The organism is Mesorhizobium sp. (assembly GCF_004962925.1).
Taxonomy (GTDB): domain Bacteria; phylum Pseudomonadota; class Alphaproteobacteria; order Rhizobiales; family Rhizobiaceae; genus Mesorhizobium.
In genome coordinates this window covers 20,612-38,849 of the sequence record NZ_SUEO01000032.1, presented here as the reverse complement: position 1 = coordinate 38,849, position 18,238 = coordinate 20,612, and the positions used below count along the sequence as shown (strand labels likewise).

The following is an 18,238-nucleotide window of genomic DNA, read 5'->3' as shown; positions in this document are numbered from 1 at the left end:
GTCCTTGTCGCGGCCGCGATGCGCAGGAGAGCCAGCTCGCGCGGCGCAGAGGTGACGATGGCCCAGCGCTCGGGCGGCAGCGACGCCAGAAACGCCGCGGCGCCGACGATCGGAAGGATGCCGTCGATATCGGCCAGCTCGGCCTTCAGAAGCGCATCGGCTTCGCGCATCGGGTCAACGCCTGGAAGCGCCAGCCGAGCAATGGTCTCGATCGCCCGCACGCCGTGGATCGTCGGCAGGAATGCAGCAACGTCGAGACCTTGCCGGCGTGCCCAATCTGCCCAAACCCTTTCTGCCGCGGCAATCGAATTGACCACCGTGCCGTCCATGTCGAACAGGAAGGCTGCGAATTTTTTGCCTGCGAACATCTGCTATCCCGGTTGTTTTGGAGGATCAAAGCCTGTCGATCGACCGTAACGTCGCGTCGGCTGCATGGGAAGGCGCGAGACCGCGTTTTCGACGATGCCAGGGAACCGCGGCGAGCCGTCTCGCGTTCACCTGTCTTCCATGATGCTCAAGGGGGAACCGCGATGCTGATTCGGCTCGGCTACGAAATCGCCATCGACTGTGCGGAAGCCACCCCGGTGATTTCGCTGCTCGAGATCCACAAGGAGCGGCAGGCCGACATCAAGCGGCAGACGCGCGTGCTGACCTCGCCTGCCGTCCCAACCAGGCTCTATCACGACCTCTATGGCAACACCTGCCGTCGCTTCACGGCGCCTGGCGGCGGCTTTCGCATTCTTTACGACGCCGTCGTCGAGGACAGCGGCGAGACCGACGAGGTCAACACGCTGGCCGGGGAAGTGCCGGTGACGGAATTGCCCGACGACGTGCTCTGCTATCTGCTCGGCAGCCGCTATTGCGAGACCGATCATCTCAGCGATCTGGCCTGGCAGGTTTTCGGCCCTGTTCCATCCGGTTGGGCGCGGGTGCAGGCGATCGTCGACTATGTCCACAACCGTCTGTCGTTCGGCTACGGCTATGCGCGCCCGACACGCACGGCGGCGCAGGCGCATGAAGAGCGCGTCGGCGTCTGCCGCGACTTCGCTCATCTGGCGATCACGCTCTGCCGCTGCATGAACATCCCCGCCCGCTATGTGAACGGTTATCTCGGCGACATCGGCGTGCCGGTCGACCCGGCACCGATGGATTTCTCGGCGTGGCTGGAAGTGTTCCTCGACGGCAAATGGTACACGTTCGACCCCCGCCACAACATGCCGAGGATCGGCCGCGTCGTCATCGCGACGCGGCCGACGTGCCGCTGCTGCATAGTTTCGGCCCGCACCGGCTCGGGCTGTTCAAGGTCTGGACCTACGAGCAGGAAAGTAACCTGTTCAACCCGCCCCATCGCGGCGTCGACAGAACCGTCAGCGCGCAGATGCTGGCATAGAAGCGCAGGCGCGAACGGCGTGCGTCCCGCCGTTACTATCATCCAGGCTGTCCTACGGATCTGACGCGCCTGATCCGCTTTGGCACAGCGTGCCTGTGCCGGATCGGGATCGAGTTCTTGCGCTCCACGCCGGAGGGCGGGATCTTGGTAAACGCCTCGTAAACGAAATTGCCGCAGCGGCTTGTCGTTTACTGGTTGTTCATCCTGTCGCATTCCCAAACCAAGCAGAAACAACGGTTTGACAATGAGCCGTTGGCTGTTGGTCCCTTGGCGGCGCCATCCGGCCGGATTCCTGCAATGCGCCTTCACGCGGCTTCGAGGTCGTGGCGAATGGAGGCGGAAGCATGCGGCATTTTGGGGGTCTTTTTGACGCGATCGGCGGCTTTGCCAGGGATCGCAGCGGAAATTTAGCGGTTCTGTTCGGCATCGTCGCGTCGGTTCTGGCGCTGAGCGCCGGCTTTGCCGTCAACGTTTCCCAGCTCTCCAACGCTAGGTCGAGCCTGCAAGGCGTGGTCGATGCGGCGGTGACCTCGACGGCGCGCGACCTGACGACCGGCGTCATCAAGGAGGCCGATGCCGACACATCGGTGCAGACGTTTCTCAACGCCAACAGCGAAGCGGGCATCCTGAGCGCCGACCGGATCGTCCTCGACAAGCTGACCGTCGACAAAATCGCCAAGACGGTTCAGGCGGACGTCCATGTCGATGTCGGCCTTTATTTTCCGCTTTTCAGCATGGACGACGTGAAACGCGTCGCGGCGTCGACGACAGCGCTCTATTCGGACAAGCAGATCGAGGTAGCGATGATGCTTGACGTGACCGGGTCAATGGCGGCCAACTGGTATACCAAGACCAACAAAATTGGCGACTTGCAGACCGCGGCTTCGAAGGCCGTGACCGACCTGCTCAAATGGAACCGCGCTAACAACGTTCCCCGCGTACGCGTAGCGATCGTTCCTTACGCCGAAGCCGTCAACACAGGCGGTCTGGCCAGCACGGTTTTCGTCGAGACGAGATATGGATCAAAGGTGCCTCCGCCGATCGATGCGTCGGTTTCGGTATCGTTGACTTGGGCGCCCGACAAATGTGCCACCGAGCGCAAGGACAAGGACGGCTATGCCGACTATTCGCCCGACGGACCTGCCACGCCGCGCCTGGACAACAACGGCAAAACCTACCTGGCCAAGGTGAATCGGGACTACCGTATGGGCAATTGTCCGTCTGCCGCTCTCATCCCCCTGACGGCCGACCAAGACAAGCTGCTCAAGACAATCACGGATTTCAGAGCCGATGGCGTGACGGCCGGCGGTATCGCCGCGCAATGGGGTTATTACATGCTTTCGCCGGCGTGGCGCTCTGCGATAGTCGATGCCGGTCTGGGTGCCGGTCCCGCCAATTTCGACAAAAGGAAGGTGGCCAAGATCGCCATCCTGATGACCGACGGACAATTCAATACGGCTTTTGCCAAGGGGCGCGATGCGCCCAACTGGCAGGGTCAGGGCCAGACCTCGCGAGACAATGCCGAAGCCATTTGCGGCAACATGAAGCGCGATGGAATCGAAGTATTCACGATCGGCTTCGACCTGAACGACCCGACCATGACGGTGAACGAGAGGGATCAGGCGAAGAGCGTGCTCAAGAACTGCTCTACAGCGGACACCTCTTCGCTGAAACACTATTATGAGGCCGCCACGGGCCCTGAACTAACCGACGCCTTCAGCGAGATCACCCGAAACATCGAGAAACTCACCATCAAACGCTGAACTGTCCCGCACAGACGGATGAACGTTCATAGGAGAGGAATTGCGGACAAGGAAAAGGCCGCCGCTTCTTTCGAAGCCGGCGGCCTTCCGTGTTTCCGTCCATGGCGCGGCCCCTGGTGGCGACGTTTACGTCACCAGCCGCGCATCTCGCGCCTTAACGGGAAGACTGCTTCCCGAAAGTGCAATCCGCTGAGGCCACGTTCTGGAAAACGAAATCACTCGACATCGGATCACCTCCTTTCGATTTGTTGAACACGCCCTCATGATGGGGTGTCGATCCGCAAATGGCAAGGCGCCATGGTGAAAATGCCGTGCGAGCTTGTCGCTTGCGGCTTGCGACTATCCGATCGGACAGGCAAAGTCGGTGCCGGACCGCCAGCGTGCTGAGTATGGGAGGACGGGAATGGAGGCAGCCGACAGAGCAGCACGGATCGTTCGAACGGCTATCGAAACGCTGAAGCCGGGTTTCGCGGTCAAGCTGTGGACCGGCGAGCGGATTGGGCCTGCCACGGGCCCTGTGCTCACCATCAACGACCAGGACATCGTCTGGCAGGTGATCCGCCGGCCGTCCCTTTCGACGCTGATCGAAATGTGGATTTCCAAGACCATCGACGTGGAAGGCGGATCGCTGTTCGATTTCTACGCCCTGCCTTCGCAAGGCAAGCTCAGGACGAAGCTAAAGACATTGCCCAAGCTCGCGATCCTGCGCGACCTGCCGGCCGTGCTGTTTTCGAGAAAGCAGATGGCGGCGCGGACCGACCTTTCCGGGCGCAACCCCTTCGTCAGCGGCTCGAACAGACAAGCGATCCAGCACCACTACGACATTTCGAATGCCTTCTACCGGCTCTTCCTCGATGAACGCATGGTCTATAGCTGCGGCTATTTCACCGATTTCGCCAATAGCATCGACCAAGCGCAGAAAGACAAGCTCGACCACATCTGCCGCAAGCTCCGGCTGAAGCCGGGCGAAAGGCTGCTCGACATCGGCTGCGGCTGGGGAGCCATGCTCATCCATGCCGCGAAAAATTACGGCGTCGTCGGCCACGGCGTCTCGCTGTCGGAAGCCCAAACCCAGCTAGCCCGCGAGCGCATCCGCGCGGAAGGGCTGGAGGATCGCATCACCATCGAGATAAAGTCGTATGCCGAGCTGTCCGGCTCCTTCGACAAGATATCGTCGATCGGCATGTTCGAGCATCTGGGCCTCGCCAACCACGCCGCCTATTTCTCGGCCATCCACCGCCTGCTCAGACCGGGCGGCATCTATCTGCATCACGCCATCACCCGGCGTGACAAGGGCAGCATCAAGAAGACCCTGCGCAAGGGCCCGGAATTCAAGGCGCTGATCAAATACATCTTTCCCGGCGGTGAGCTCGACACGATCGGCATGACGCTCGGCAATCTCGAAGCGCATGGCTTCCTCGTCTACGATGTCGAGAATTTGCGTGAGCACTACGCCCGCACCTGCCGTCTGTGGGCCGAGCGCCTCCACGCACGCTTCGACGAGGCGATCGCCGAGGTCGGCGAAGCCAAGGCGCGCCTCTGGCTGCTTTATCTCACCGGCTGTTCGATCACTTTCGAACGCGCCTCGGCGCAGATTTTCCAGACCGTCGTCACCAAGCGCGCGCGGGGCCCAAGCGGCCTACCGCCGACGCGGGTGGATCTGTATCGCTAGCGCGGCAACAAGCCGATCTCATCCAATCCGGTTTCTACCGACCGTTGATCGGATGTTCCTTATGCCCGCTTGTTCTGCCGGTTGGCGACGAGGTCGTCGACGACTGCCGGGTCGGCCAGCGTCGAGATATCGCCGAGCGTAGCAAAATCGTCCTCGGCGATCTTGCGCAGGATGCGCCGCATGATCTTGCCCGAACGGGTTTTCGGCAGGCCCGGAGCGAACTGGATCTTATCGGGTGTGGCGATGGCGCCGATGTCCTTGCGGACATGGGCGACGAGTTCCTTGCGCAGCTCCTCGCCCGGCTTCTCGCCGGCCATCAATGTGACGTAGCAGTAGATGCCCTGGCCCTTGATGTCGTGCGGATAGCCGACGACGGCGGCTTCCGAGACTTTCTCGTGTGAAACCAGCGCGGATTCGACCTCGGCCGTGCCCATGCGATGGCCGGAAACGTTGATGACGTCGTCGACGCGGCCGGTGATCCAGTAGTAGCCGTCGGCGTCGCGGCGGCAGCCGTCGCCGGTAAAATATTTGCCCTTGTAGGTCGAAAAATAGGTCTGTTCGAAGCGCTCGTGGTCGCCATAGACGGTGCGCATCTGGCCCGGCCACGAATCGGCGATGCAGAGGTTGCCGCTCGCGACACCTTCCAGCACATTGCCGTCGCCGTCGACCAGCTGCGGCTTGACGCCGAAGAACGGCCGCGTCGCGGAACCTGCCTTAAGGTGGGTGGCGCCGGGCAGAGGCGTGATCAGGATGCCGCCGGTCTCGGTCTGCCACCATGTGTCGACGATCGGCACCTTGCCGTCGCCGACGACGTTGAAATACCACTCCCAGGCCTCCGGATTGATCGGCTCGCCGACCGTGCCCAACACGCGCAGCGATTTGCGCGACGTCCTGGCGACATGGGCGTCGCCGGCGCCCATCAGCGCGCGCAACGCCGTCGGCGCGGTGTAGAAGATATTGACCTTGTGTTTGTCGATGACCTCCCAGAAGCGGGACTGCGACGGGTAGTTCGGCACGCCTTCGAACATCAGCGTGGTGGCGCCGTTGGCGAGCGGCCCGTAGACGATATAGCTGTGGCCGGTGACCCAGCCGACATCGGCGGTGCACCAAAAGATGTCGCCGTCATGATAGTCGAAGACATATTGGTGGGTCATCGAGACATAGACGAGATAGCCGGCGGTGGTGTGCAGCACGCCCTTCGGCTTGCCGGTCGAACCCGACGTATAAAGGATGAACAGCGGGTCCTCGGCCTTCATCTTCTCCGGCTTGCATTCCGCCTTAACCGTCGCGGCCTCGTCGTGGTACCAGACGTCGCGTCCGGCCACCCAGCCGGTCTTGCCGCCGGTGCGGCGCACGACGACGACCTTCTCGACTTTCGTTCCGGCCTTGGCGGCGATCTCGATCGCCTTGTCGGTGTTCTCCTTCAACGGGATCGGCTTGCCGCCGCGCAGGCCCTCGTCGGCGGTGATGACGAAGGTCGACTTGCAGTCGTCGATGCGGCCGGCGAGCGCGTCCGGCGAAAAGCCGCCGAATACGACCGAATGGATGGCGCCGATGCGCGTGCAGGCGAGCATCGCATAGGCGGCTTCCGGGATCATCGGCATGTAGATGGTGACGCGGTCGCCCTTCTTGACGCCGTGCTTCTTCATCACATTGGCGAGCCGGCAGACGTGGCTGTAGAGCTCGTTATAGGTGATCTTCCTGTCGTCGTAGGGGTTATCACCTTCCCAGATGATGGCGGTCTGGTCGCCGCGCTTCTTCAGATGCCGGTCGATGCAATTCCAGGAAACGTTGGTCTCGCCGTCCTCGAACCATTTGATCGAGACCTTGCCGTCGAAGGAGGTGTTCTTGACCTTGCTGTAGGGCTTGAACCAGTCGATGCGCTTGCCGTGCTTGCCCCAGAACTTGTCCGGGTTCTTCACGCTGTCGGCATACCATTTCAAATAGGTGTCATTGTCGATCAGCGCATTCTTCTTCCACGCCGGCTGGACGCGATGGACATGATCCTCGGACATTTCTTCACTTTCCTCCCGAAACCAAGCCGCCCGGCTTGACCGCCGGCGGCATCGCGGCGAAGCGGCCGCGAATTCGCGCGCATTATTAACAGTTCCGCGGTGACGGCAACATTAGACGTTGGATTTGCGCGGCGGGATGCCGCAGACATCTCTTCGGCGGCTGTCAGCACTCGGGCGGGATCGCTGCTAACTGCATGTTTTTGCGATGTAAACCCGGCTTCAGCTACGAAATATCAATAGACGATTAAGCAAATAGCGCGCACAATTTCGCATTGGGAGGAAAGGAGAATCAACCCAGAGGATCGAAATGCGCGACCAATCCGAAATGGACCTGATGCTCAAGGGCTATGGCTTGACCACGGCCAAGATTCTTTATCATTTTCCCGATCATCCGCATCTGCTGCAGAGCTTCATCTGGCAGGACTACGACATCGCTCCGAAATTTCCGGTGCTGATCCGGTTCATCGAGTTCTGGCAGACCAAGCTCGATGGCCCGCTGCATTCGGTGAGCTATACGCACCAGAAGCTGATCGCGCCCAATGAATGGCACAAGGTCGACGGCGAGTTCGTGCTCCACTAAGGACGGCGGCTCGGGAGCCGCCGCCCAGCTTTTGGAGCGTCAGACCGCGGGCGGGCTGAGCCGGGCAAAGCCTTCCTGACGCCGATAGGGAAAATACGGATAGGGCGCGGTGACTTCGCTTGCCGTGTCGAGCTTCTTCATCTGGTCTGATGTCAATGACCAACCGACGGCGCCGAGGTTCTGGCGCAGCTGCTCCTCGTTGCGCGCGCCGACGATGACGGAGGCGACGGTCGGCCGCTGCAGCAACCAGTTGATGGCGATCTGCGGCACCGTCTTGCCGGTTTCCTTGGCGACAGTGTCGAGCGCATCGACAACCCTGTAGAGTTGCTCGTCCTCGACCGGGGGCCCGAAGCTTGCGGTGTCGTGCAACCGGCTTTTTTCCGGCAGTGGCTCGCCGCGGCGGATCTTGCCGGTCAGGCGGCCCCAGCCGAGCGGGCTCCACACCAGCGCGCCGACACCCTGGTCGAGGCCGAGCGGCATCAACTCCCATTCATAGTCGCGCCCGACCAGCGAGTAATAGACCTGATGGGCGACATAGCGCGGATAGCCGTGCTTATCCGCCAGGCCGAGTGATTTCATCACTTGCCAGCCTGAAAAGTTGGAGACGCCGACATAGCGCAGCTTGCCGGCGCGCACGAGACTGTCGAGCGTCGACAGCACCTCCTCGACCGGCGTTCCGGCATCGAAAGCGTGCAGTTGCAGCAGGTCGATGTAATCGGTGCCGAGACGCTTCAGCGCGTCCTCGACGGCCTTGGTGAGACGCGAACGCGAGGAGCCGGCATCGTTGGGTCCGTCGCCCATCGGCAGCGAGGTCTTGGTCGAGATCAGCACGGCATCGCGGCGGCCCTTGATGGCCGCGCCGAGCACTTCTTCGGAGGCGCCGTTCGAATAGACGTCGGCGGTGTCGAACAGGTTGACGCCGGCCTCAAGGCAGATGTCGACCAGCCGCCGCGCTTCCGTCGCATCGCTGTTGCCCCAGGCGCCGAACAGCGGGCCCGAACCGCCGAAGGTTCCAGCACCGAACGAGAGCGCCGGGACCTTCAGGCCCGATGCGCCAAGGCGTCGATAATCCATGGTTTTGCTCTTTGATGATGTCGGATGGATGTTTTTGAAGAGTGGTAGAGGTTTGCCGAACTACGATCGCGCGATTTCCGGTGTGGCGAGGACGGGATTTCGGTCGAGGCGCAGCGCCACCGCCGCCACGGCCAGTGCCGAGAGCGGCAGCAGCGCGGCGACCCAGGTGACGGCGCCGAGGCCGGGACCATGAGCGATGACCACGCCGCCGAGCCAGGCGCCGGCAGCGTTGCCGAGATTGAAGGCGGCGATGTTGAAGGACGAGGCGAGGCTCTGGCCAGCGCCTTGCGCCTTCTCCAGCACCCACATCTGCAGCGGCGCCACGGTGGCGAAGGCGGCGGCACCGAGCAGGCCGACATAGATGACCGCCATCGCCTGACTGTGCAGGGCGAAGGTCATCGTGCCGAGCACCAGCGCCAGCACGACAAGACTGCCGAGAACGGAAGGCACCAGCCAGCGGTCGGCGAACTTGCCGCCAAGCAGATTGCCGGCGATGAGGCCGCCGCCGAAGACAAGCAGGATCGGTGACACGGCTGCTTCCTCAAAACCGGTGATCTCGGTCAGCAAGGGGGCAATATAGGTGAAGACGGCGAAGACGCCGGCATAGCCAAGCACGGTGGTGGCAAAGCCAAGCAGGACCGGCGCGCGGCCGAGCACGGCGAGATCGCCGCGCAAATTGCTCTTCTCCGGCTCTGCCTGGCTGCGTGGCACCAGCAGGAGAATGATGGCGAAGGCGACGATGCCGACCAGGGTTACCGCCCAGAAGGTCGCCCGCCAGCCGAAGGCTTGGCCAAGCCAGGTGCCGAACGGCACGCCGAGGATGTTGGCGATGGTCAGGCCGGTGAACATCAGGGCGATCGCCGAGGCCTTCTTGTTAGGCGCCACCAGCCCGGTCGCAACGACCGAACCAACGCCGAAGAAGGTGCCGTGGGCAAAGGCGGTGAGCACGCGAGCGCCCATCAGTGTCCAGTAGTCGGGGGCCAGCGCGCAGGCGAGGTTGCCCAGCGTGAAGATCGCCATCAGCGCCAAAAGCACGGTCTTGCGCGGCCAGCGGCCGGTGGCGATCGTCAGCAGCGGCGCGCCGATGACGACGCCGAGCGCATAGCCTGAAATCAGCTGGCCGGCGGCCGAGATCGAGACGCCGAGATCGGTGCTGACGTCGAGCAGCAGGCCCATGATGACGAATTCGGTGACACCGATGCCGAAGGCACCGGCGGCGAGGGCATAAAGAGCAAGAGGCATGGCGGTTCCCACTTCGATCGCGGCCGTTTAACGAAGGGACGCCGCGTCCTCCGGCACCCCGGCCCGGAAGATCGTGTCGCGATGGGCTGTGAACCAGCCTTGCGTCGGGCACATTGTCTGTGAAATAGATTCACGAATGGCGAGACCCGACATCAACCGCTCCGGCGAGATCGAAGTGTTCGTCCGCGTTGTTGAGGCGGGTAGCTTTTCTGCTGCGGCGCGGATCCTGCGTATGACGCCGTCGGCTGTGAGCAAGCTGATTGCGCGGCTGGAGGCCCGTCTTGGTGCGCGGCTGGTCAGCCGCTCGACACGCAAGCTGCAACTGACACCGGAGGGAGTGGCCTTCTTCGACAGCGGCGTGCGCATCTTGGCCGACATGGCGGCAGCCGAGCGCGAGGCGGCGGCGGGTGCGGCACCGCGTGGGCGGCTACGCATCAATAGCTACGTTCCGTTCGGGCAGCACCGGCTGATCCCGCTTTTGCCGCGTTTCCTCGAACGCTATCCGGAAATCGCTGTCGATCTGGTTTTGACCGACAATGTCATCGACCTGATGGAAGAGCGCGCCGATGTCGCCATTCGCGCCGGGCCGCTCGGCGAATCGCGGTTGGTGGCGCGCAAGCTCGGGCAAAGTCCGCGCCGTCCTACGTCAGGACGCATGGCACGCCCCGAACGCCTGCCGATCTCGATCATCACAACCGGATGGGTTTCTGCTTCGTGCGCCATGTCGACGGCTGGCCTTTTGTCGACGCGGCCGGCAAGGCTGTTCTCGTCCCGATCACGGGAAATGCACTGGTCAGCGACGGCGAGGCAATGCGGCTGATGGTGCTCTCCGGTACAGGCATCGCCCGGCTGGCGCGTTGGCATGTGGAGCCTGACATCGCCGCCGGGCGGCTGGTGACGCTTCTGGAGGACTTCAACCCCGGCGACGAGGAGCTTACCCACGCTGTCTATGTTGGCCAAGGCAAACATTTGCCGGCTCGGGTGCGGGCCTTTCTCGACTTTTTGGTCGAGACTGTCCGGCTGACCTGAGGCAAAGATCGGGAGCCCGCCGGCTCCCGAAACGTCAAATCGAAGGTGAGATTGAATTACTTTTTCGGCGCAAAAGGCGCCGGTTGCCGGCCATCACGCTCATCACGAAGGGTTTTTGCCAGCCCTGGCAGAAAGGCGCCGCCTTAACCTGCCAGGCGCGCCACGATCGCAAAGGCCGTCATGCCGAAGGCGACTGCGGCGAGTGGCAGAAGGAGCTCGACCAGCGCTGTCTTGGCGCTCACGCGACCTTGCCCGGTGTCGAATTCGCCGGCGATCCAATCCTCGAAGCTGTGGGCGGCTGTGCCGCTCCGGTGATGGTGTCGAAGCCAGAGGCGCCCGGCAATGGCCGGCAACGCTACCGAGATGATGATGAATCCGGTCATGACGACGAGAAGATAATCGGTATAGCCGCCGTCGCCGAAGCCTATCCAGGCCGACAGCGCGTACCATGCAGCAAGCCCGACCATCGCCAGATAGACGTGCGGGTGCAGCCCATGGGAGACATATCGATTATGGGGAACGCGTTCAGTGCTCATGATGCCCTCCTTCGGCGTGCAAAGGAACGGCCATGCTTGGTCGCTCGGGTTCTCCCTCGGAGCTAACGCGCGGCTTGGGCCTCGCAATGCGGTGCGATGACACGGCTACCTGGCTCCGAAGATTGCCGAGCCGACCCTGACGCTGGTTGCGCCGAAGGCGATCGCCGTTTCGTAATCGCCGGACATGCCCATCGAGAGCTTTTCGACGCTGGACTCAAGCCCAAGTTTCTCCAGCAGCGCGAAATGCGGGCCGGGGTTCTCGTCGGCCGGCGGAATGCACATCAGACCTTCGATGGCGAGGCCATGAACCGTGCGGCAGCGGGTGACGAAGGCGACGGCTTCGCGTGGTTCGATGCCGGCCTTTTGCGGTTCCGAGCCGGTGTTGACCTGGATGTAGAGCCTTGGCGACCGGCCTTGTCTGGCAATCTCCTTGGCGAGTTCGGCGGCGATCTTCTCGCGATCGACCGTCTCGATGACGTCAAACAGCGCGACCGCTTCCTTCGCCTTGTTCGATTGCAGCGGACCGATCAGATGCAGCTCGATGTCGGGAGAGACTTCCTTCAGCGCTGGCCATTTTCCTTGTGCCTCCTGGACGCGGTTCTCGCCGAAGACGCGCTGGCCGGCCTCGATGACCGGGCGGACAGCGTTGGCGTCGAATGTCTTCGAGACCGCGACCAGCGTCACCGCGCCGGCTAGCCGTCCCGCCTCGCGCTCGGCGGCGGCGATCTTCGCCTTGACCGTGAAAAACTGTTCGACGGCGCTCGCCATGCCTATATCCTGCCTGTGTTTCTGTCCTCGTCGGATCGCCGCAGTTGACGGGTCCGGCAATCCATGGTGAACACCGCGACGACATTTCCTGAGCCGCCGGGCATTGTCCGGCCGTTCGCGCATGCTTTTAAGTGAAAAACATCCGATGGCAACCGAACGATACAATCCGCGCGCATCAGAGCCCAAATGGCAGAAGGCCTGGGACGCCAAGAAGCTGTTCGAGGCTGACAACGACGACCCGCGTCCGAAATACTATGTGCTCGAGATGTTCCCCTATCCATCGGGACGCATCCATATCGGCCATACCCGCAACTACACGATGGGCGACGTGGTGGCGCGCTACAAGCGGGCCAAGGGTTTTAACGTGCTGCACCCGATGGGCTGGGACGCGTTCGGCATGCCGGCCGAGAACGCGGCGATGCAGAACAAGGTCCATCCTAAGGACTGGACCTATCAGAACATCGCCGCCATGCGCGAGCAGCTCAAGGTCATGGGCCTGTCGCTCGACTGGGCACGCGAATTCGCCACCTGCGATGTCGACTACTACCATCGCCAGCAGATGCTGTTCCTCGATTTCGTCGAGAAAGGGCTGGTGACGCGCAAATCCTCCAAGGTCAACTGGGATCCGGAGGACATGACGGTGCTTGCCAACGAGCAGGTCATCGACGGACGCGGCTGGCGCTCGGGCGCGCTGGTCGAACAGCGCGAGCTGACGCAGTGGTTCTTCAAGATCACCGACTATGCGCAGGATCTGCTGGACTCGCTCGAAGGCCTCGACGACTGGCCGGAAAAAGTGAAGCTGATGCAGGCGAACTGGATCGGCCGTTCGGAAGGCCTGCTGATCCGCTGGCCGCTGGCCACCCCAGCTACTGGCCCAGCTATTGGCAAGGTGATCGACGGCGAAGATGAGCTGGAGGTCTACACGACGAGGCCGGACACCATCTTCGGCGCCTCCTTCATGGCGGTCGCCGCCGACCACCCGCTGGCCAAAAAGGCAGCCGAGGACAATCCGGCGCTGGCAAAGTTCATCGATGAAGTCCATCACATGGGCACTTCGGTGGCAGCACTGGAGACGGCCGAGAAGAAGGGTTTCGATACCGGTATCCGCGTCGTTCACCCGTTCGACGAGAAATGGACGCTGCCAGTCTATGTAGCCAATTTCGTGCTGATGGACTACGGCACCGGCGCCATCTTCGGCTGCCCGTCCGGTGACCAGCGCGACCTCGACTTCGCCAACAGATACGGGCTGCCGGTCATTCCGGTGGTAATGCCGGAAGGCGAGAATCAAGGAAGCTTCCAGATCATTGACGAGGCCTATGTCGGCGACGGGGTGATGATCAATTCGCGCTTCCTCGACGGCATGAAGCCCGATCAGGCGTTCGACGAGGTGGCGAAGCTGCTGGAACAAAAGACCATCGGCAATCGGCCGATGGCCGAGCGCAAGGTGAACTTCCGCCTTCGCGACTGGGGCATTTCGCGCCAGCGCTACTGGGGCTGCCCGATCCCGATGATCCATTGCGAGGATTGCGGCGTGGTGCCGGTGCCGAAGGCGGACCTGCCGGTCAAGCTGCCGGACGATATCGAGTTCGACCGGCCGGGCAATCCGCTTGACCGCCATCCGACATGGCGGCATGTCAAATGCCCGCGATGCGGCAAGGATGCACGCCGCGAAACCGACACGATGGACACGTTCGTCGATTCGTCCTGGTATTTCGCGCGCTTCACCGCGCCCTGGGCGAACGATCCGACCGACCCCAAGGCCGCGACCGAATGGCTGCCGGTCGACCAGTATATCGGCGGCATCGAGCACGCCATTTTGCACCTGCTCTACTCGCGCTTCTTCACCCGCGCCATGCGCGAGACCGGCCATGTCGATCTCGCCGAGCCGTTCAGGGGCCTGTTCACGCAAGGCATGGTGGTGCATGAGACCTATCGGGTCGGCAGTGGTTCGAACAGCCGCTGGCTTGCGCCCAGCGAGGTGCGGCTGGAGGACGTGGACGGCAAGCGCCGCGCCATCGAGATCGCGACCGGCGACGAGGCGGTGATCGGCCCGCTCGAAAAAATGTCGAAGTCGAAGAAGAACACGGTGAGCCCGGAAGAGATCACCGACGGCTACGGCGCCGACACAGCGCGCTGGTTCATGCTGTCGGACTCGCCGCCCGAGCGTGACGTCGAATGGACCGACGAAGGTGCCGCCGGCGCGCATCGCTTCATCCAGCGCATCTGGCGCCTGGTGTCGACGGCCGCCGAATCGCTCGCCGGCACCCGGCCGGCGGCGGCGAAGGAGGGCGAGGCGGGGACTGTTTCCAAGGCCGCGCACAAGGCGTTGAAATCGGTTGGCGAGGATATCGAAAAGCTCGCTTTCAACCGTGCCATTGCCCGCGTCTACGAACTCGCCAACGCGCTCTCCACGCCGCTCAACGAGGCGGCCGAAGGCAAGGCCGATCCGGCGCTGAAAGGTGCCTGCCGGCAAGCCGTCGACATCCTCGTGCATCTGATCGCACCGGTCATGCCGCATCTGGCCGAGGAATGCTGGCAGACGCTCGGCGGCACCGATCTGGTCGCCGAACGGCCCTGGCCGGTCTATGATCCGTCGCTTGTCGTCGACAGCGAGATCGTGCTGCCGGTCCAGGTCAACGGCAAGAAGCGCGGGGATTTGACAATTGCCCGCGACGCGGACCAAGGTGCGGTCGAAAAAGCGGTTCTGGCTCTCGACTTCGTGCAGAAAGCGCTCGAAGGTAAGGCGCCGCGCAAAGTGATCATCGTCCCGCAGAGGATCGTCAATGTCGTTGCCTGACTTAGGGAAGACAGAAGTGACGCATTTGCTGCGCCGCGCAGCGCTTTGCAGCCTGATCGCTTCGGTCGCGCTGGTTTCGGCCTGCACGGTGCGCCCGCTCTATTCGAGCGCGCCGCTGTCGGCCAGCTCGCAAGTCGGCGCTGCCGCCGAACTCGGCTCCATCTCGATCAAGCCGGTCAACACCCGCTACGCCCAGCAGGTCCGCAACAATCTGATCTTCGCGCTCGGCCAGGGTGCGGGGGAACCGGCTTCGCCTGCCTATTCGCTCGATCTCGGCGTTACCGAACTTGTTGAATCCGCTGCAATTGTGCAGATCACGACCGATGAGGACGAGCCGACGGCAGGCACGGTGACATTGACAGCGAATTATGTGCTGACCGACGCCAAGACCGGCACGACCATCGCGACCGGCAGGCGCTCGATAGCGTCGTCCTTCGACAAGCCCCGTCAGGAGTTTGCCTCCTACCGGGCGCAAATCGACGCCGAGAACCGCGCGGCGCGCGAACTGGCGGACCTGCTGCGCCTGTCGATCGCCCAGGATTTGGTCAAGCACGGCAAGACGCCGGCGGGTTAACTTCCGGCCTTCGACCGAGACGTTCCGGCTATCGCTGATGCCTGCTTGCTGGCGCAAAAAAGGCCGATCGCTCGGCCTTTTTTCGTGAACGCGGCGTCTTGATTTCAGCCGATCTTCTGGCCGGTCTTAGCCCAGTCGGCGAGGAATTGCTCCAGGCCCTTGTCGGTCAGCGGGTGCTTGACCAGCGCCTTCAGCGTTGCCGGCGGCGCGGTGATGACGTCGGCGCCGATCAGTGCCGCCTGCTTGACATGGTTCACCGTGCGCACCGAAGCGGTCAGGATCTCGGTTTGGAAATCATAGTTGTCGTAGATGGTGCGGATGTCCGAGATCAGTTCCATGCCATCCCAGCCGGTGTCGTCGATGCGGCCGACGAAGGGCGAGATGAAGGAGGCGCCGGCCTTGGCGGCGAGCAGCGCCTGGGTTGCTGAGAAGCAGAGCGTGACATTGACCATGCGGCCGTCCGACCGGATATCCTTACAGGCTCTCAGGCCGTCGAGCGTCAGCGGCACCTTGATGCAGACATTGTCGGCGATCCTGGCCAGGATCTTGGCCTCCGCCATCATGTCCTTGTATTCGGTGGCGACGACTTCGGCCGAGACCGGGCCCTTGACGATCTCGCAGATCTCTCTGGTGACGTCGGCGATCTTGCCGCCGGATTTGAGGATCAACGAAGGATTGGTGGTAACGCCGTCGAGCAGCCCCAGATCGTTCAGGTCACGGATTTCATTGACATCGGCAGTGTCGACAAAAAATTTCATGGCGGGTCTCCTGAAGATTTCGTGCCAAGAAGGCACATTCGGCGTCGGACTTTGCTCTAGACGAAAGTCGGGGCAAGGTCACGCCTCATGATTGAAGATTCGCCCTTTGTCGCAGCCGCGCCAGTGCTGGTGCCGATGCCCGCCGAGCGGCCCTACACCTATGCCGTGCCCGCCGGCATGCGCGTGGTGCCGGGCTCGATCGTGCGCGTGCCGCTCGGTCCGCGCCAGGTTGCCGGCATCGTCTGGGACGGCGCCGTCGAAAAGGTCGATGCCAAAAAATTGCGCCCGATCGAGCAGGTCTTCGACTGCCCGCCGATCGACCGCGCCATGCGCCGCTTCGTCGACTGGATCGCGCAATACACGCTGTCGCCGCCCGGCATGGTGGCGCGCATGTTGCTGCGGGCGCCGGAGGCCTTCGACCCGGAACCGTGGATCGAAGGGTTGCAGCGCACCTTTGCCAAACCCGACCGGATGACGGGTGCACGGATGCGCGTGCTGGAAACAGCCGAAGGCGGGCTCGCCTGGACGCGGTCCGGGCTGGCGCATGCGGCCGGCGTTTCGTCGACCGTCATCGACGGGCTGAAAGCGCAAGGTGTGTTCGAGACCGTCATGATCCCGCCGCGACCGGTGGTCGCAGCACCCGACCCGGGCTACGCCCAGCCTTCGCTGATGCCCGACCAGAGCGATGCGGCCGAGATGCTGCGCACCAATGTCGCGGCCGGCGTATTCGGCGTCATGCTGCTCGACGGGGTGACCGGATCGGGCAAGACGGAGGTCTATTTCGAAGCGGTTGCGGCGGCGCTCGACCGTGGCAAGCAGGTGCTGATCCTGCTGCCGGAGATCGCGCTGACCCACGCTTTCCTCGAGCGCTTTCAGGAGCGATTCGGCGCCAAGCCGGCGGAATGGCACTCGGACCTGCCGCCAAGGATGCGCGAGCGTGTCTGGCGGCAGGTGGCGGAAGGGGCCGTGCGCGTGGTTGCCGGGGCGCGCTCGGCGCTGTTTTTGCCGTTCAGGGACCTTGGGCTGATCGTCGTCGACGAGGAGCACGACCCCGCCTACAAGCAGGAAGACCGCGTCTTTTACAATGCCCGCGACATGGCGGTGGTGCGCGGCCATATCGGGGGCTTTCCGGTGGTGCTTGCCTCGGCGACGCCGTCAGTCGAGAGCCGGGTCAATGCAAGCCAGGGCCGCTACAGCAGGGCGGTGCTTTCGGCGCGCTTCGCCGAGGCCGCCCTTCCCGACCTGAAGACGATCGACATGCGCCGCGCTCCGCCGGCGCGCGGCGGCTTCCTGTCGCCGGTGCTGCTTGGCCATATGCGGCAGACGCTGGAGAAACACGAACAATCCCTGCTGTTCCTCAACCGGCGTGGCTATGCGCCGCTGACGCTGTGCCGGGTCTGCGGCCACCGCTTCGGCTGCCCGGTCTGCTCGGCGTGGCTGGTCGAGCATCGCTTTCGCGGCCAGCTGGTCTGCCACCATTGCGGGCACAATGAGCGGCGGCCCGAGGCCTGCCCGGAATGCGGCACGCTCGATCATCTGGTCGCCTGCGGGCCGGGCGTTGAACGCATCGCCGAGGAGGTCGTCGCGCATTTCCCGGACGCGCGAACCATCGTCTTGTCGTCCGACCTGATGGGCGGCGTGCGGCGGCTGAGGTTAGAGCTTGAAGCCATCGCCAATGGCGAGGCCGACATCGTCATCGGCACGCAGCTCGTCGCCAAGGGTCACAATTTCCCCAACATGACCCTGGTTGGCGTGGTCGACGCCGATCTCGGCCTGGCCAATGGCGATCCGCGCGCCGCCGAGCGCACCTTCCAGCTGCTCAGCCAGGTGACCGGCCGCGCCGGCCGCACCGGCAAGAAGAGCCTTGGCCTGCTGCAGACCTTCCAGCCCGACCACCCGGTGATGCGGGCGATCGTCTCCGGCGACGCCGAGGCTTTTTACGAGCGCGAGATCACCGAGCGCGAGCGGGCGGCGCTGCCGCCTTTCGGCCGGCTCGCCGGCGTCATCGTCAGTGCGGCGACGCGGGCGGAAGCCGAAGGG

General features: G+C 63.2%; 13 protein-coding genes and 2 pseudogenes. 8 read left to right on the top strand and 7 right to left on the bottom strand.

The annotated features are described in order from the left end of the window. On the bottom strand, nucleotides 1–368 hold a 368-nt coding region (locus E5W87_RS09835; RefSeq protein ID WP_367118809.1), incomplete at its 3' end, for an HAD family hydrolase. 162 nt (nucleotides 369–530) lie between these two features. On the opposite strand from E5W87_RS09835, the pseudogene E5W87_RS09830 reads away from it, so the two are divergent. The 3 genes and pseudogenes from E5W87_RS09830 to E5W87_RS09820 all read left to right on the top strand — a co-directional run bounded on the left by E5W87_RS09830 (nucleotide 531) and on the right by E5W87_RS09820 (nucleotide 4,825). Continuing rightward, a pseudogene (locus tag E5W87_RS09830) lies at nucleotides 531–1,390 on the top strand (transglutaminase family protein). A gap of 344 nt (nucleotides 1,391–1,734) precedes the next feature. Beyond that, the gene (locus E5W87_RS09825; protein WP_292396469.1) at nucleotides 1,735–3,153 is read left to right on the top strand and encodes a pilus assembly protein; all 1,419 of its coding nucleotides are present in this window, start codon (nucleotides 1,735–1,737) and stop codon (nucleotides 3,151–3,153) included. A gap of 403 nt (nucleotides 3,154–3,556) precedes the next feature. Next, on the top strand, nucleotides 3,557–4,825 hold the full coding sequence (locus E5W87_RS09820; RefSeq protein WP_292396467.1) for a cyclopropane-fatty-acyl-phospholipid synthase family protein: 1,269 nt from the start codon (nucleotides 3,557–3,559) through the stop codon (nucleotides 4,823–4,825). Between the two features lie 59 nt (nucleotides 4,826–4,884). Here E5W87_RS09820 and acs read toward each other — a convergent pair whose 3' ends face one another. Further along, nucleotides 4,885–6,840: an acetate--CoA ligase gene (gene acs / locus E5W87_RS09815; RefSeq protein ID WP_292396466.1), complete on the bottom strand. Its 1,956-nt coding sequence runs from the start codon at nucleotides 6,838–6,840 to the stop codon at nucleotides 4,885–4,887. A 307-nt stretch (nucleotides 6,841–7,147) separates the two neighbouring features. Here acs and E5W87_RS09810 point away from each other — a divergent pair, with 307 nt between their 5' ends. Continuing rightward, nucleotides 7,148–7,420 (top strand): usg protein, encoded by a 273-nt coding sequence (locus E5W87_RS09810; RefSeq protein WP_292206928.1) that lies wholly within the window; start codon nucleotides 7,148–7,150, stop codon nucleotides 7,418–7,420. Nucleotides 7,421–7,459: 39 nt separating this feature from the next. Here the strand turns inward: E5W87_RS09810 and E5W87_RS09805 are convergent, their stop codons facing one another. Beyond that, nucleotides 7,460–8,494, bottom strand: a complete 1,035-nt coding sequence (locus E5W87_RS09805; RefSeq protein WP_292396464.1) for an aldo/keto reductase — start codon at nucleotides 8,492–8,494, stop codon at nucleotides 7,460–7,462. Nucleotides 8,495–8,554: 60 nt separating this feature from the next. Continuing rightward, nucleotides 8,555–9,736, bottom strand: a complete 1,182-nt coding sequence (locus E5W87_RS09800; RefSeq protein WP_292396463.1) for an MFS transporter — start codon at nucleotides 9,734–9,736, stop codon at nucleotides 8,555–8,557. A gap of 136 nt (nucleotides 9,737–9,872) precedes the next feature. On the opposite strand from E5W87_RS09800, the pseudogene E5W87_RS09795 reads away from it, so the two are divergent. Next, nucleotides 9,873–10,765: pseudogene (locus E5W87_RS09795) on the top strand (LysR family transcriptional regulator). A 143-nt stretch (nucleotides 10,766–10,908) separates the two neighbouring features. On the opposite strand, the gene E5W87_RS09790 reads toward E5W87_RS09795, so the two are convergent. Further along, nucleotides 10,909–11,301, bottom strand: coding sequence for a hypothetical protein (locus E5W87_RS09790; protein WP_292396461.1), 393 nt, complete (start codon nucleotides 11,299–11,301; stop codon nucleotides 10,909–10,911). A gap of 105 nt (nucleotides 11,302–11,406) precedes the next feature. Then, nucleotides 11,407–12,069, bottom strand: a complete 663-nt coding sequence (locus tag E5W87_RS09785; protein ID WP_292396459.1) for a YggS family pyridoxal phosphate-dependent enzyme — start codon at nucleotides 12,067–12,069, stop codon at nucleotides 11,407–11,409. 145 nt (nucleotides 12,070–12,214) lie between these two features. Here E5W87_RS09785 and leuS point away from each other — a divergent pair, with 145 nt between their 5' ends. Beyond that, the gene (gene leuS, locus E5W87_RS09780) at nucleotides 12,215–14,866 is read left to right on the top strand and encodes a leucine--tRNA ligase (protein ID WP_292396457.1); all 2,652 of its coding nucleotides are present in this window, start codon (nucleotides 12,215–12,217) and stop codon (nucleotides 14,864–14,866) included. Next, on the top strand, nucleotides 14,853–15,440 hold the full coding sequence (gene lptE, locus E5W87_RS09775; protein WP_292396455.1) for an LPS assembly lipoprotein LptE: 588 nt from the start codon (nucleotides 14,853–14,855) through the stop codon (nucleotides 15,438–15,440). The genes leuS and lptE overlap by 14 nt, the downstream gene beginning before the upstream one ends. Before the next feature lie 104 nt (nucleotides 15,441–15,544). Here lptE and fsa read toward each other — a convergent pair whose 3' ends face one another. Then, nucleotides 15,545–16,198: a fructose-6-phosphate aldolase gene (fsa, locus tag E5W87_RS09770; protein WP_095487577.1), complete on the bottom strand. Its 654-nt coding sequence runs from the start codon at nucleotides 16,196–16,198 to the stop codon at nucleotides 15,545–15,547. 87 nt (nucleotides 16,199–16,285) lie between these two features. On the opposite strand from fsa, the gene E5W87_RS09765 reads away from it, so the two are divergent. Then, nucleotides 16,286–18,238: primosomal protein N' (locus E5W87_RS09765; RefSeq protein WP_292396452.1), on the top strand; the 1,953-nt coding region annotated here is incomplete at its 3' end.